The organism is Lactiplantibacillus mudanjiangensis (assembly GCF_005405385.1).
Taxonomy (GTDB): domain Bacteria; phylum Bacillota; class Bacilli; order Lactobacillales; family Lactobacillaceae; genus Lactiplantibacillus; species Lactiplantibacillus mudanjiangensis.
The window spans coordinates 364,794-381,802 of the sequence record NZ_BJDY01000002.1; the positions used below are offsets into that span (position 1 = coordinate 364,794).

Genomic DNA, 17,009 nt, shown 5'->3' on the forward strand with positions numbered 1-17,009 from the left:
TCATTTGGTTACGTCAATGCCAGTTAAGGCCATGATTAACCCAATAAGGGGGAATTCAAAATGCCAAAAAATCAGCAACTTTTGACATCAACCAATCAAAAATTACATTATAAAATGTATAAAAAAGGTCGTTTCTGGCTATTTGCAGGAATTGTTGTAATGGGGATTGCCGGGCAAGGTCAAACGGCCAATGCTCAAACTGCGACAACGGATAGCACGACCGATGACAATCAGGTAACCGCTAATCAAACGACAACAGTCGGTCAAACTGCGACAATCAGTCAAACTACTAGTCGTTCGGCAAGTCTTACAACGAATACGAGTGCTGGGGCAAGTACTAGCACAACTAGTGAAAGCACAGCAACTACTAGTGAACAAACAGCACAAACAGCTACTTCAGCAACTAGTTCAACGACGACCAGTCAGGCTAGTCAACAAACAACTAGTGCAGTTACTAGTCAAAGTACGGCTCAATCAGCTGCTAACAGTAGTGAATCCGCTAACAGCGCAACTAATCAGACTAATACCTCGGCAACTGATTCATCAGCGACCAGTGCGGCCACAACTAACCAAGCATCAAGTGCTGCATCGGCTGATATTGAAACCGTAAGTCAGGTACAGGCACCAACAAGTGAAGCTGTTTCAACAATAAGTACAGCTAGTGATGTAGCGATGGCAACCCAAGATGTTGCACTAGCCGCCACAACTCAAGATCAACAAGTGACTAACCAACGTGCAGCCTTGCTGCGGGCGGCGACAGTGGCGAGTGATATCGCTAGCGGAACTTCCGGAACGGCTGCTTGGCGAATTGATAGTACGGATACGTTATATATCGGAACTGGAACCTTGGCTGTAGGTAGTTGGGACAGTTATGCTGATCGTATTAAAACGATTACCTTTGAAGGCACGGTCACCGCGCCAGTTATTGCCGACAGTTTATTTAGTAATTTGAAGAATCTGATCACCATTACTAATCCTGAACAGCTTGACATCAGTCAAACCACCTCGCTTGCGCTCATGTTCTTGAACGATACAAGTTTAACCTCCTTAGACTTATCAAGTTGGGATGTCAGCAAGGTGACTTCAATTAATGCCATGTTCAGTGGTGATTCAAGTCTTTCTGAACTAAACGTTGCGCAATGGCATACTGAACAAGTGAAAGATATGACTGAAGCTTTTTACGGCTGTAGTAGTTTGACGCAACTAGATATAAGTCAGTGGAATACGAGTCAACTGACAGATGTTGATCGTATGTTCATGTACTGTAGTAGTTTAGAAAGCTTGGATTTGACTAATTGGCAGACGGGAAGCGTTGATAGCTTCGTCTCGATGTTTTATGGCGATTCGAGCTTAACCAGTTTAAAGTTGGCCAACTGGAACACAAGTAAGGTCACAAGAATGCAAGGGATGTTTACGAACGTATCGAGTTTAAAGACCCTTGATCTAAGCGGCTGGGATATGAGTAATGTTTTTGACGTGAATGGGATGTTTAGTGGTGATACTAGTTTGGTTACACTAACAACTGGTAATTGGCAGCTAACTAATATGGAGTTTACGTACAATATGTTTTATAACTGCGAAAGTTTAGTTACTGTTGGTAATACGACTAATTGGAATCTAGGCCAAGTAACGCTTGCTTTTCAAATGTTTTATAACTGTCGTAGTTTAACTACTTTAGATGTTTCTAAGTGGCAAACTGGTAATATCACAACTATGCAAAACATGTTTCTATATGACATGCAGCTAACTAACTTAGACGTCAGCTCGTGGGATACGCATAGTTTACAAAACGCGGCATATCTATTTGGCTGGAATTACAATTTAGAGACTATTGATATCAGTAACTGGGATACTAGTCAGTTGACTAATTTTAAGTCAATTTTTATCGGAGATACGGCCCTGAAAAAAATAACATTAGGACGTAATTCGGTCCTTCAAGATGACACTACTAGTGTTGGATTGCAGGCTGTACCTAACAATGCAGCTTACACCGGTTATTGGTTGAATACTGCTGGTCAAAAATTCACTTCAGCGGAATTAATGGCCTTGTACCAAGCCGGATCAACAACCGCAGTTGCGGATACGTATACCTGGCAAGAAAATAAAAGTAGCATCAAGGTTCAAGATACGACGGTGACGCAAACGCCAACCAATACTTGGAAGGTCAAAGATAACTTTGTGAGTGCCACCGATTCCGATGGTCAGGAGTTAGGTGTAGCTGATATAACGACTGACGGAACTGTTGATACGAGCAAGGCCGGGACTTACTATGTCACGTATATCAATGGCGCCTTTTTCACAGCGGTCGCAAAGATCACTGTTTTAGAAACGCAGGCAACGCTGAATGTTGAAAGTAGTACTGTGATTAAAGGGCAAACTTGGACGGCCGAAGATAATTTCAAAGGTGCGACTGACGCGAATGGTCAACCACTCGATTTCAGTCAACTAACCGTTACGGGTAATAACCTAGTTGACACAAGCAAAGTTGGGTCGACTTATGCCGTCACTTACAGTTTTAAAGACAGTGCGGGCAATGCCTTTTCACAAACCGTTACAGTGACAGTCGTGAATAGCCAAGTCGCTGTGGATGCGAAAGACTCGACGATTATTCAAGGTCAGACTTGGAAGCCATCTGATAATTTGATCAGTGTGACGGCCGCTGATGGCACGACAGGCGATTCGTCAAAAGTAACGATCTTAAATGCCGATCAGATCGACACGAAAAAGCCGGGGCAATATCAAGTGATCTATCAGTACACCGATGCTTACAATAATGTTGCGACAAAGACGATTACGCTAACTGTCGTTGCCACTCAAGCTAGTATTGATGCGCATGATACAACGATCATGCAAGGTCAAGCTTGGCAGGCAAGTGATAGTTTGGATTCAGTCACGACCGCAGCTGGTACCACCGGAGATTTAACGGCGGTAACCGTTAGTGATTCAAGTTCGGTTAATGTGAAAAAGCCCGGTCAGTATCAAGTGACGTATCAATATGTCGATGCTTATCAAAATCTGGTCACTAAGACGATCACAGTGACCGTTGTTGCAACAAAAGTCAGCATCGACGCTAAAGACAAAACGGTAGACCAAGATAGTAGTTGGACCGCTGCTGATAGTTTTATCAGTGCGACTGATGCAACTGGTAAAGCCGTCGCATTGAGTCAAGTTACCGTCATTGGGGCCGACAAAGTTGACTTATCGAAAGCTGGTCAGTATCAAGTAACCTATCAATACACTGATCTCTACGGTAATCAGGCGAGTCAAACGATTACGGTGACCGTTAAAGCTGATTCAACAGGGACACCAGATCCAATCGTTCCAGACCCAGATCCCTCGACACCAAGTGATCCCGGAAAAGGCGATTCATCGGATCCAGTTGATGCGACGAATCAATCAGAAACAACTCCATCAAATGGGAGCCAAGCTGCAGTATTGAAAACAACTGTTAAACAACCACAACAAAAGGTGACTACTGTAACGACTCCGGCTGGGGCAACTATTGCGACTAATCAACAAACATTAACAATGATGCCGCCACAAGCCGCTACAATTGAGCTGACCAACACATCAACGGTTAAGCATTCAAAAACTAAGCCGACACCAGTCAAAACTAGCCAACAATTACCACAAACTGATGAAACCACACCAACTAAGTGGGTCGGTTTATTAGGTCTTTGGTTAGGGCTAGGAACGTTTGGCATTGCCGCAGATCGGAAACGGCGTCAACGTTAAGATGCTATTAAAAGAAGTCAAACCACAATTGGGTTGACTTCTTTTAATATAAAATAGAAAAAAACAAAAAATAATAATTATTTGAGTTGATTTTAGTTATAGTAGTTAACTAACTGAATAGTTGTGAGTTAGTAGTCTATTTTTATAATTAATCTTAATGTTCATATGAATTAAATAATTGTTTAATCCTTAAATACCTGCATAACTTAAAAAATTTAGAACATAAAATTAATGGAATTTATCCTTTTGAGAGGTGTCATCGTCAAAATTAGCAGCCCACTTTTCCCAGTGTTTGTGCAACGTTGACACTATTATAAAACGTATAGCCACGCGGTTTTGACGACAAAATTAGTTGAAATTAGTGCTACTGTCAGACTATACTAATTAGTGTGAAATAATTAATGTAATAAACTTATTAATTAATCGGCATTATCGTGAGTTAGCGCGATAACTTACCCAATAAAAGGGGACTTAATGATGCAAAAAGATCATCAACTAAACACGACGCCAAAAGTACATTATAAAATGTATAAAAAAGGGCGCTTTTGGCTATTTGCTGGTGTGACCGTTTTCACTTGGCAACTTAGTTATCCAGCAGCTCAAGCAGATAACACAGATCAATCAAGTAGCGATGCTAATACGAGTAGCACAACCGATTCATCAGATCTTGCCAGTAAAACCGTCACACTGAGCAATAGTTCAGCAACTAATAATTCTACTAGTAGTTCAAGTAGTACAGCCACTTCAACTAGTGATGATACTTCGACAAGCGCCAGTTCAACAAGTACGGCTACTAAAGAAACAAGTACTGATGATTCTTCAACTGCGACAACCAAAGCGGATGCGACCAGTAGTACCACCGATGCCAGCAGTCAAAAAAGTAACGACAATACGAGTGGTGAAGCGACACAAACTAGCGATAGCAAGTCGAGTACAACCAGCGGCGCAACGAAAAGTGAAACTGGTAGTAGTTTGAGTACGGCTGCTAGCGATGAAAGTAACACTAGCAGTGGTGATACAACAACGGTTAATACTTCAAGTAGCAACGTCGCCAGCAATGAGTCAGCTACATCGACGAATGATGATTCAAACACGTCAGCAAATGAAACCTCGGTGTCTGATGTAACGACCGCTACGGCTAATTTAACGAACATTAATAGCAACACAGCTGGCCTAACTGATGGGACAACCACAACAGTTAACGCCCCAGTTGTTGCCAATGTGGCGACTGCAGAAACCTTAGTTGACAGAGGCAGTTTATTACGAAGCGATGCCGTTGCTACGGCGGCTGCAGCAACCACGGTTAGTGGGTCATTCACAGCTGGTGCAACATGGACTTTTGATAGCACAACGGGTGTGTTGACTATTACTGGTAACGGCGGTGGGTTGGATAATACCGTTTCTAATGGGAATGGAAGCTATACGAGTCCTTGGGCTAGTATCGCAACTCAAGTTAAAACCGTTATTTTTGATAGCACAGTAAAAGCGGCCGCCGTTTCAGCCGATTTGTTTTCTGGGATGACCAGCTTAACGACTGTTGAAAATGCTGATAATTTTGATACAAGTGCCGCCACAACGATGTTCCAAATGTTTCGTGGTGACACAGCGTTAACGAGTATCGATGTTGATAAATGGCAGACTGGTAACGTGACGAACATGGCCGATATGTTTAATAACACGGCGGCGCTAACTGAGCTAGATGTTTCTAACTGGGACACTAGTAAGGTCACTAATATGGCTAACATGTTTTGGGGTAATGCTGCCTTAACAACACTTGATGTTTCCGGCTGGGATACGAGTAATGTAACAAATATGGCTTACATGTTTTCTGGTGACAGTGCGTTAACAGCGTTATCAGTTGATAAGTGGGATACCAGCAATGTCACTGATATGTCTTATATGTTTAACGGGACAACCAACCTGGCAACGCTAAATGTCGCTAGTTGGAACACCGGCAAGGTCGGCAATATGAATGCGATGTTTAATGGTGCATCAAGTCTACAGACCATTGACGTCTCTAATTGGGATACTAGCGCAGTTGGTACTGGTACGGTGACAAGTACCAGTACTCCGCTTACCAAAGCCGGAATGGCATATATGTTTGCCAACGATACCAGCTTAACCTCATTAGGTGAGCGTGGAACGTCAACTAGTGGCAATACTTGGAATACAGCTAATGTACAAGATATGCAGTATATGTTTGCCAGTGACACTAGTTTAATAACCGTTAACACGTCAAACTGGGATACAAGTAGTGTTACCAATATGAATCATATGTTTTATCAAGACTATAACCTGGCTACACTTGATGTTTCCAGTTGGGATACTAGCAATGTTACCAGCATGCAATACATGTTCGGTATGCTTTCAACCCATCCCAATACTGTTTTAACGACTTTGGCTGTTGGCAGCTGGGATACCGGCAAGGTTACTGACATGGGCAACATGTTTTCTTATGATAAAGGCCTAACAACGCTTGATGTTTCAAACTGGGATACTAGCAATGTCACTTCATTGATCGCAACATTTTCTGGTGTCAGCAGTTTAAAAACGTTGGATGTATCCGGGTGGGTAACGAGTAAGGTCACTAGTCTTAATTCAACATTTTCTGGAATGACTAGTGTGACTGCATTAGCCGTTGGCACTACCGTTAAAAGTGGTAAAACTGTATGGGATATTAGTAAGGTAACCAATTTAGTTAGCACCTTTGCTAATGACAGCAGTTTGACGGCATTACCAATTGACGTTTGGGATACAAGCCAAGTGATCTCGCTGAACAACACGTTATCCGGATTAAAGCTAACGACTTTGAATGTGTCTAAGTGGAATACGGCAAACGTCACTTTTATGGGGTACCTCTTTCAAAATGATACGAATTTAACCAGCCTAAGTTTTACTAATCCAGATACTGGGACCTTTTGGGATACGAGCAAAGTGACTAGTATGGCGTACATGTTTTATGGTAATGCTAGTCTAACATCATTGGATCTTTCAGGATTTAATACCGGTAACGTAACAACTATGGTCAATATGTTTAATGGTGACGCTAAATTAACGACTTTAAATATTGGCAACTTTACAATGAGTGACAGTACCGTTCTAACAGGAATGTTGACCGGTGCTAATAGTTTAAGAACCCTTACTTTGGGTAGTAGCACTTTATTAAGTAATTCTACTGGGAGCGCAGGCCTATATACGTTAAAGGCAACTGAGGCCTATACTGACCATTGGATTAATGCTGAAAAATCAGCCCAATACAGTAGTAGCAATTTAACCACGCTTTACAGTACACCAACCACTGCGGTAGCTGACACGTATACCATTCTGGCTAATCAAACCAACTTAGTCGTTGCCGATCCGATCACCGTCACGGTCAATCCCGAAGCGACCGGTGATGCTGCGACTTGGACTGAGGATCAAGGGCTATCATCAACTAGTACTGATTATTATGGTAATGAGCTAACTGCTGATAATGCTAATGTGACGGTTACTATCACAAAAAATGGTGTCGCTTATAGTGGCACAACGATTGATTTAACTAACAATGATTCGGCTGGACTTTATGCAATTACTTATACTTATAATGATCAGGCTATGAATAACCTCATTCACTCCGCAACAGCCCATGTTACCGTAGTTGCAAATCAAGCCGCGCTTACTGTAAAAACCAATCCAACCTATCTTTATACTGGTAGTGGGTGGACCCCAAGCGCGGGCTTAGATACGGCAACCGATGTGGATGGGTCAAAAGTTACTATCGGATCTGGTACTGACGATGTTCATGTCACCGTTACGAAGGATGGTCAGTCGGTTGATATAGTCGATACGGCAACTGCTGGCACTTATGATGTGACTTACAGTTTTACGGATAAGCAGGGGAATACCCACACGGCAACGACTACTGTTGTCATTACTGATCGTGATTCAGCGGTCAATGCCGGTGATAATCAAGTGATCTACAATAATGACACTTACACGCCAAATACCGTGACGACAACTGAACCAAATGGGAAAGCCACCACAGCAACCGTGACCACAGTGATTAAGGATGCTGACGGAAATATTGTTGACCGGATTGAGCCATCAACACCAGCCGGAACGTATACGATTACCACTAGTTTTGAGGATATGAATGGTGAGACGCAGACTGGATTATCTAAAGTGACCATTGTCGATGCAACGACGGCTGTTGACGCTGGCCCTGATCAAACGTTATATTCCAATGATCCTTATACAGCCAATACCATTACGGCAAAATACGCTAATGGCACAACGGTTGATAGTAGCGATCTCACAACGACGTATCAATATATGGATACTGCCGGCAACAAGAGCAGCGTCACTGACGTTGATTTAACCAAGGCTGGGGTATACACGATTACGTCAACGTTTAAAGATGCGAGTGGTCAAATGCAAACCGGTACTTCAACGGTCACCGTTGTTGATAAAAGTGTTGCAGTAACGCCTGGTCCGGATCAGACCTTGTATGTAGATGCGACTTATACACCAAATATCGTAACCACGACTTATGCGGATGGCACTAGTGTCCCATCAGATAAAGTGACAACTAAGATCACGTATCAAACTGATGCAACTGCCACATCAACGCCGGTAACACAAGTTGATACGAGTACCGCCGGTATTTATACGATTACGACTAGTTTTACGGATCAGTCGGGAACCAGCCAATCAGCGTCATCAACGGTCACCGTAAAAACGGCGGAGACGACCATTAATACTGGCACTGATCAAACGTTATACGTTGACGATACGTATACGCCAAATACGATTACGGCGAAATATCAAGATGGATCAACCGTGCCAAGCGACCAGCTAACCACGACCATTATTGATAATGAGACAAACGAACCCGTTGACCAAGTCGATACGACTAAGACTGGTTCTTACACCATTGAAACCAGTTTTACTGACCAAAATGGGAAGACGGTGACTGGCACTTCACAAGTGACGGTTGTTGCGAAAGATGGCGCAATCACGAGTTCTGATCAAACGATTTACGCCGGTGATGCTTACACATTAAGCGCTGTTACGGCGAAATACGCTGACGGAACCGATGTACCGGCGAAAGAATTAACCACGACCTATACGCTTAACGGTGAACCAACAACTAGTGTTGATCCCAATGTTGCTGGGACTTATGAAGTCACCACCGCTTTTAATGATGGCAATGGTCAAACGATCAGCACGACTTCAACGGTGACCGTGAAGGCCGTCACTGGCGCCATTACCGCTGACGATACCACGATTTATGTTGGCGATACTGCCTGGACGCCGACGACAAGTTTAATTAGTGCGATTAATTCGGATGGCGATGACGTGATAGGTCAAGTCACGAGTACAATTAAAAACAGTGCGAGTGAAACGGTCCCAGTCATAGATACAAGCAAGCCGGGTACCTATGAAGTGACTTATCAGTTTACCGATGTCAATCAACAAGTCCAAACGAAGACGATTACCTTAACGGTCGTTGCGGATAATGACATGATTGATTTGGCTGATAATACCACCTTTTATGTCGGTGATTCTTGGACGCCATCCGATAATGTGACTAAAGCTACGGATATTGATGGCAGTGACGTCACTGATCAAGTCACGTACACGGTGACTCAGAATGGACAAACGGTTCCTGATGTTGATATGACTCAGCCAGGAACTTATGAAGTGACTTATCGTTTTAAAAATCAACAAGGCTCGGATACAACCGCTACGCAAACGATTACCGTTTTACCAAATGACGCGGCGATTAAGTTAACCGATCAGACCACAATTACGGCTGGTTCAAGCTGGACGCCAAGTGATAATTTAACTAGTGTGACCGATGTTGATGGGTCAGCGGTTAATTTGGACAAGGTTACGATTACCGTGACTAAAGACGGGCAAACCGTGTCTGGTGTTGACACTAACCAAGCGGGCACCTATGAAGTCACTTATCGCTTTAAAAATCAATTAGGCTCGGATACGACGGTGACGCAAACGATTACTGTGACACCTAATGCAGCCACATTGGAAGTGACACCAGCCATTACGGTAACCGCTGGCACGACTTGGGACCCAGCAAGCGCGATATTAACGGCTATTAATACTGATGGTGGGACGGTTGACCCAAGCAGTGTGACGGTAACAATTATGCAAAATGGTCAACCAGTAACGAGTGTTGAGACGACCAAAGCGGGCACTTATCTCGTGACCTATAGTTTTGTTGATACGACTGGTCAAACACACCAAGCACAAACCACAGTAACGGTCGTAGCTGATTCGACGACAGATAATGGTGGTACAACAACACCCGACAGTGGTGACAATACGAACACGGGCAGTGCGGCGCCAAGTCAAGCGACTTCTGCGGATCGTTCAGCGGCTACCAGTGCGATCAAGCCAGGTCAGTCAACGGCTAGTCAGGCAGGTAGCGGTGCGTCACAAGCTGGTCAATTAATTGGCAGTGCCGTGTCACAAGGCGTGCCATTAGTACAGGTGACTAAGGCGACAACTGACCATTCCTGTAATGCGGCAGCAGGAGCGACTATCCGGACTACGATGCAAACGACCACCGTAGCAACTCACGCAACGGCCAAAACGTTACCTCAAACTGATGAAAGTGACGTTAAAACACCCACTTTGATTGGTAGCTTATTGTTAGCATTTAGCGGTTTGCTAGGTAGTTTAGGGTTAGTTGATCGAAAACGACGTCATCAATAAAATAAGCAAAAGCCACGACTCATCAGATTTCAGATGAATCGTGGCTTTTTCGGTTAGTTGTGATAAGGGGTCAAATCGGTTTCGGCGTAATACAACTGTTGCGTTGCGCTGAAACGAACCAGATACTGTGCCCCTTTTTTATCCAAATAAACGACAGTACCAACAAGTGGCAATGTCCCAAGTTTAGCAAAAACCAAATCACCAATTTTATATTTCGTTAACATGTTTTATAAAACTCCTTTGATTAGACAGTCAAGCCTAATTGACTAAGTGCCAGCGACAAGTTATAGTCTAGACGACAGTGGCTAACACGACAATCAACAGTTTAGCTAAAACGATGATTAATCAACGAATTGATGAAATCGTTGATTATCTTTGAAAGGAGACAACAAGATGACCGCAAATACCCAAGCTGATTTACGGGTCATTAAAACGAAACGCGCCATTAAAGCCGCGTTTTACACGTTAATTTGTCAAAAACCAGTGAACAAAATAACGGTGGCTGCGCTTGCAAAAACTGCCTTAATCAACAAAGGGACGTTTTATTTACACTACCAAGATATCTTCGCTTTATACGATGAGCTGGTTGAAGCAGTCGCGACTGCCAATGCACGGGAGTTTCAAGATTATGATTTGCTAGTAGAAAATCCCAGAGAATTTGTGCAACGGTTTCTATTTGACGTGCCGGAAACACCAAGTCCAGCGGTATTAGCCTTATTGAAACCAGAAAATTTGAAGTTTGCGACAACTTATCCTAATAATTTCATCGATGCGATTCGTACTGAAATCTATGCGACCGGCCAATTGACCGCCAATCGAGAGAATGATTTACGATTAGAATTTATGATCACTGGCATGATCTCGATTTTGATTCGACCGGGTTTGATCAATCAACAGGATCCACATGATCAAGAATGTGTTGTCGATTTGCTAACGCCAGCAGTTGAACAACTGACGAAACCAACGCAATCATAAAAAATCAGCCCCCAACAGCTATGCGATTACTGTTGGGAGCTGATTTTTAATGGTGCCGAATAACAGTTAAACGAGTTGGCATTTGCCGTACTTTAGCTTCCGCGTGCTCACGGTTAATTCGGTTGATGATCGTTGTTAGCGAAACTTTTGCTGTCATATCATCCTGAAAGGAATGCACCACGAAGCTGTGATAAGTGACGGTTGAGCCTTGTAATTTAAACCAATTAGGTGCTAGCTGTTTGGCTTCATCTTTGATATTTTGATCTGGCCAAACTAAATATTTGGATTTTGATGAATAGCTTTCAACTTGCCAACCAAGACTAAAATCAGATAATTCTTGCCAACGTTGAATTTTACCGTACTTAATCGCATAGTAGATGATGCTGCTGTAAGCCAGTGTGTCATGCCGTTTTAGCTCAGTTAAGGTTAATGGCTTGGTTGTCTTCTTTTTGTGATGTGTTTGCACTTTAGCGGCGGTTGGCTGGCTAGTTGTCGTCTTAGTTCGAAACGACCAACCAACAATCAAACAGATAGTCAAAAGTACAACACCGCTACCCCAAAGTAAAAATTTTTTCATAAGCACCCAACTTTTTCAATTAATGTCAGTTAAGCATGCCACTAACAGTAGTAGGTGTCAATCTCACTTTTTTTAGGTGATTACGCCTGTGGCACCAGCTTATGACTCAAGAAGTAATCAGAGAACCAATTACGTGTATAGGTTACGACACTACTATGTTGGACATTCTTTAACGCGCACAACGAGATCTTCCAAGGGAAGAAGGGGTCAATTTCGCGACTAACAATTTCACCAGTGTTGTAATTCTTACCGATCGGACGCGCTAAGATTCCAACGTTATTCGTCTTTTGACACATGTTCAAGATCAAATCCCAAGAATCTGTTTGTAAAAAGAAGTCAGGTTGAATGCTGGCATGCATAAAATGTTGTTTAAGTTGGAAGGTGACCATAAAGCTATTATTCAGGGTGATGATTTTTTCTTTACCGATTTCAGCTAATGGAATTGGCCCATCAATCTGATTAAAACGATGTTGCCGGTTGAACCAAACGGCAACTGAATCTTGATAAATAACCTGCTCACTAATCGAACTAAAGGTGACGGGAGAAACCAAAATAGCTAAATCGAGTTTACCTAGCACCAACATCTCTTGTAATTCATAGGCCCCTTTTTCAATTAAGGTTAACTTGATGCCGGGGTTATTTTGAATGAATTGAACCAATGCTTCATTAAAAACGGTTGAAATAATAACGGGCGCAATCCCAATACGAACAGTGCCTTTCTTTTCGGAAACTGAATCCTGCAATCGATCTAACATGACTTCATATTGACTATAAACTTTACGCGCATCACGAACGAGGCCACTGCCGATATGAGTTAGCCCAATGATCCGACCTTTTTTACGATTGAAAATTGTGACGCCCTGACGAAACTCCAATTCAGCAATTGATTTGCTCAATGCCGGTTGTGAAACATGTAACACCTTGGCACTACGAGTTAAATTGAAACCGTTATCAACAATCGTTAATAAATAATATAATTGATTAAATTCAATCATCATGGTGAGCTCCTTCATGGTAACTAAAATGACTATCAAAACGAGAAAAACGCTTTCAAAATAAATAGCAATAATAATACTTACATTTACCAATAGCATAACGCCAACGTTTCGCAACAACCAATACTATTTCTTTATGTGGGGTATAAACAGGGGTTATGCTAATTAGGTAGAATTAAGGCAATCCCTTGAGCGACATGGGATCAGGACGAACAATCATGTTAATTGGCAAGATCAAGCTAAAGAAAACCCTTTCATGTTATTCATTTTGGCTATGCCTGTAAGTTATGAACTATGACAAAGCCTGTCACGCTTGCTTTTACTGTTGGTGAAATAATGTTTTTTTCACAAACTTTAGTTATTGCAAGTGAAAATTGCCTGATGACGTCAGGCTGAAAAACATTGATGTAGCAAGATTGCTAACAAATCAAAAATAAAAGTTTAGGTAATCCAAAAATTGCTAAAACTTTTTTTCCAGTTATGATAGGGAGTGTCAAAAGCAAGCACGAAGTTAGTCATCGTCATCCCCAGGTAAGCCATAAGTTACTAACTTCCAAATCTTGCAAAAAATATTTAGGAGATGCTCAGTATGAATCGTGTAACGAAATTATTAGGAATCCAATATCCAGTTGTTCAAGGTGCTATGCAAGAAGTTGCAACCGCAGAATTAGCAGCCGCCGTTTCCAATGGTGGTGGTTTGGGTATTATCGCCGCTGGTGGCAAGACCGGTGAAGAAGTTCGTGCCGAAATTAAACGGGCTAAAACTTTAACAACGAATCCATTTGCCGTTAACTTGATGTTAATGGACCCTAATACTCCTGATGTCGTTAAAGTGGTGATTGAAGAAGCTGTTCCAATCGTCACAACTGGTGCTGGAACCCCTAAAAACTACATGGCTGATTTAAAAGGTGCCGGGATTAAAGTGGTGCCAGTTGTACCTAATGTCAAAATTGCCAAAAAGATGGAAGACATGGGTTGTGACGCCGTGATCGCCGAAGGTATGGAAGGCGGGGGCCATATTGGGACCTTAACGTCTCAAGTCCTTTGGCCACAAATTGCCGATGCCATTTCAATTCCATTAATTGCAGCCGGTGGGATCGCCGATGGTCGTGGGGTCATTAGTGCCTTTATCGCTGGGGCTGAAGGGGTTCAATGTGGGACCATCTTCTCAATTGCCAAAGAAAGCCCTGTTGGCGACAACTGGCGTCAAGCGGTTATTAATGCCACGGATTCTTCAACGGTTGTCGTTGGTGCGACAATTCGTGATGCCAGTCGGGCCATCATTAACAAGAAGACAGAACAATTGTTAGAATTAGAAGCCCAAAAAGTGTCACGGGATGAATTCAATACCTCAATGAATGTTGGTTTACGTAATGCGGTTCGTAAGGATAATGCCGAAACCGGGGTTTTATTCAGTGGTGAAATCTCAGGATTAATCAAAGAATCCTTACCAGCAGCTGAAATCGTTAAGAAATTAGTCACCGAAGCACAACATGTTATTGATAATCAAAAGATCGAATTAGCCTAATTAATGACGAAGCACCAGGACTAATAATTAAGCAATTAGTTATCAATTTTAAGTCATTGATTAGTAAGTAGCGGCTTGTTAATGCGTTAAGCCTGGCCGGTTTAAATGGGTTTAGCACTAGCAAGTCGCTTTTTTGATACCCATTTAAACGACACTTGTGGCATAGCGTAACAAAAACCACCACAAAGGAGTCGGTTAAATTGAACGGTTTTCTTGGAGAACTATTTGGAACGATGATACTTATTATTATTGGGGTTGGCTGCGGTGCCACAATCAATTTGAATCAGTCTTATGGCAAAACCCACGATTGGTTTTATGTGAGTGTGGCGTGGGGCTTAGCGGTGACGTTTGGCGTTTATGTTGCCGGGCAATTCGGTGCTGATGGTCACTTAAATCCCGCGGTCACGTTAAGCTTTGCCTTATTCGGATTATTCCCGTGGTCAGCGGTTGGGCCGTATTTATTAGGGCAATTTGTCGGGGCCTTTATTGGGGCAGCGATCGTCCTTTTACATTATTACCCGCACTTTAAAGCCACTGAAACCGCGGCTGAAGGGAATTCGGTTGGTATTTTTGCAACGATGCCCAGCATCGATAATCCCATTTTTAATGTTTTAAGTGAAATTATTGCAACATTTACCTTTATTTTTATCCTATTAAATTTGGGAAACTTTACGCAGGGCTTGAAACCTCTGATTGTCGGTGCTTTGATTACGACGATCGGTTTAACTTTAGGCGGAACCACCGGGTTTGCTTTAAATCCGGCTCGTGATTTGGGCCCACGCTTAGCCTATACGTTGTTACCCGTGCCACATAAAGATTCAGCGCATTGGCACTATGCTTGGGTGCCCATGATTGGCCCATTAGTTGGCGGCGTGCTCGCCGCAGCATTACAGGTAAGTTTGCATTAATAATAATTGAAAGCGGTTAAACCGCGGTATCGGAGTGTGTTTAAAATGACAGAAAACTATATTATGGCAATTGACGAAGGCACCACGAGTTCACGAGCGATCATTTTTGATCATGATGGCCATCAAGTAGCTGATTCACAAAAAGAATTTCGGCAATACTTTCCACAACCAGGTTGGGTTGAACATGACGCTAATGAAATTTGGAGTGCCGTTTTATCCACGATCGCCAATGTCTTTATTGAATCCGGCATCAAACCGGCCCAAATCAGTGGGATAGGGATTACAAATCAACGTGAAACCACGATTATTTGGGATAAACAAACTGGCTTACCCATTTATCATGCAGTAGTTTGGCAATCACGGCAAAGTGCGCCGATTGCGGAACAACTCGTTGAAGATGGTTATGGTGAGATGATTCACCAAAAGACCGGTTTAATCGTTGATGCCTATTTCTCAGCAACGAAGATTCGTTGGATCTTAGATCAGGTGCCCGGTGCTCAGGAAAAAGCGGAGCGTGGTGACTTATTGTTCGGCACGATTGATACTTGGATTTTGTGGAAGCTAACCGGCGGCAAAGTTCATGTCACCGACTATTCTAATGCTAGTCGAACGATGCTCTTTAATATTCAGGACTTAACTTGGGATCAAGATATTTTAGACCTTTTAAATATCCCAACGGCTTTATTACCAACGGTTAAGTCGAACTCCGAAGTTTATGGACAAACGGCCGATTACCATTTCTATGGTAGCCAAGTCCCCGTTTCCGGGATGGCCGGTGATCAGCAAGCCGCGTTATTCGGCCAATTCGCCTTTGAACCGGGCATGGTAAAAAATACGTATGGTACCGGGGCCTTTACTGTGATGAACACTGGTGACACGCCACAGTTATCAGAACACAATCTGTTAACAACGATTGCCTATGGTCTCAACGGTAAAATCAATTACGCGTTAGAGGGTAGTGTCTATGTTGCCGGTTCCGCTGTTCAATGGTTACGGGATGGCATGAAGTTAGTCAAAAAGGCCCCTGAATCAGAAGCTGCCGCAGTATCATCTACTAATCACAACGAAGTCTATATGGTCCCAGCGTTTACTGGTCTGGGCGCGCCATATTGGGATTCGGATGTGCGCGGCGCGGTCTTTGGCCTAACGCGCGGCACTACCCGCGACGACTTTATCAAAGCGACACTACAGTCACTGGCTTATCAAAGTAAAGATGTCATCGACACGATGAAACGTGATGCTGAGATCGAGATTCCAAAGTTAAAAGTCGATGGCGGGGCGGCTAAAAATGATTATTTAATGCAATTCCAAGCTGATCTATTAGACACTGAAATTGATCGAGCCGCTGATCTAGAAACAACCGCATTAGGCGCCGCCTTTCTAGCTGGACTTAGCGTTGGCTTCTGGCAAGACACCGATGAATTACAAGCCATTCACGCTGAAGGGCAGATTTTCCAACCAAAGATGGGCGCCGCTGAACGTGATAATCTGTACGCGGGGTGGCAAGCTGCCGTCAGTGCGGCCCAAAGTTTTGTTCATGACCCATACCAAGCAAATTAAACAAGCATAGGAGC

The 17,009-nt window shown here is 43.0% G+C and carries 9 protein-coding genes; 6 read left to right on the forward strand and 3 right to left on the reverse strand.

From position 1 onward, the window contains the following. Positions 1–60: 60 nt before the first annotated feature. A complete protein-coding gene (locus tag FFM84_RS02670; protein ID WP_130843537.1) occupies positions 61–3,735 on the forward strand; it encodes a BspA family leucine-rich repeat surface protein in 3,675 nt (1,224 codons plus the stop codon). Between the two features lie 477 nt (positions 3,736–4,212). Continuing rightward, complete coding sequence (locus FFM84_RS02675; protein ID WP_165450240.1) at positions 4,213–10,452, forward strand: BspA family leucine-rich repeat surface protein; 6,240 nt, start codon at positions 4,213–4,215, stop codon at positions 10,450–10,452. 53 nt (positions 10,453–10,505) lie between these two features. On the opposite strand, the gene FFM84_RS16065 is transcribed toward FFM84_RS02675, so the two are convergent. Beyond that, positions 10,506–10,676, reverse strand: coding sequence for a hypothetical protein (locus tag FFM84_RS16065; protein WP_165444364.1), 171 nt, complete (start codon positions 10,674–10,676; stop codon positions 10,506–10,508). A 169-nt stretch (positions 10,677–10,845) separates the two neighbouring features. Here FFM84_RS16065 and FFM84_RS02680 point away from each other — a divergent pair, with 169 nt between their 5' ends. Continuing rightward, complete coding sequence (locus FFM84_RS02680) at positions 10,846–11,427, forward strand: TetR/AcrR family transcriptional regulator (RefSeq protein ID WP_130843535.1); 582 nt, start codon at positions 10,846–10,848, stop codon at positions 11,425–11,427. 46 nt (positions 11,428–11,473) lie between these two features. Here the strand turns inward: FFM84_RS02680 and FFM84_RS02685 are convergent, their stop codons facing one another. Both FFM84_RS02685 and FFM84_RS02690 read right to left on the reverse strand, forming a co-directional pair. Beyond that, positions 11,474–12,004, reverse strand: coding sequence for a hypothetical protein (locus FFM84_RS02685; protein ID WP_130843534.1), 531 nt, complete (start codon positions 12,002–12,004; stop codon positions 11,474–11,476). A gap of 80 nt (positions 12,005–12,084) precedes the next feature. Further along, on the reverse strand, positions 12,085–12,999 hold the full coding sequence (locus tag FFM84_RS02690; RefSeq protein ID WP_225424677.1) for a LysR family transcriptional regulator: 915 nt from the start codon (positions 12,997–12,999) through the stop codon (positions 12,085–12,087). 589 nt (positions 13,000–13,588) lie between these two features. Between FFM84_RS02690 and FFM84_RS02695 the strand changes: the two genes are divergently transcribed. The 3 genes from FFM84_RS02695 to glpK all read left to right on the forward strand — a co-directional run bounded on the left by FFM84_RS02695 (position 13,589) and on the right by glpK (position 16,995). After that, a complete protein-coding gene (locus FFM84_RS02695) occupies positions 13,589–14,527 on the forward strand; it encodes a nitronate monooxygenase (protein WP_130843533.1) in 939 nt (312 codons plus the stop codon). A gap of 200 nt (positions 14,528–14,727) precedes the next feature. Beyond that, complete coding sequence (locus FFM84_RS02700) at positions 14,728–15,435, forward strand: MIP/aquaporin family protein (protein WP_130843532.1); 708 nt, start codon at positions 14,728–14,730, stop codon at positions 15,433–15,435. A gap of 45 nt (positions 15,436–15,480) precedes the next feature. Next, a complete protein-coding gene (glpK, locus tag FFM84_RS02705) occupies positions 15,481–16,995 on the forward strand; it encodes a glycerol kinase GlpK (protein ID WP_130843531.1) in 1,515 nt (504 codons plus the stop codon). Positions 16,996–17,009: the final 14 nt, after the last annotated feature.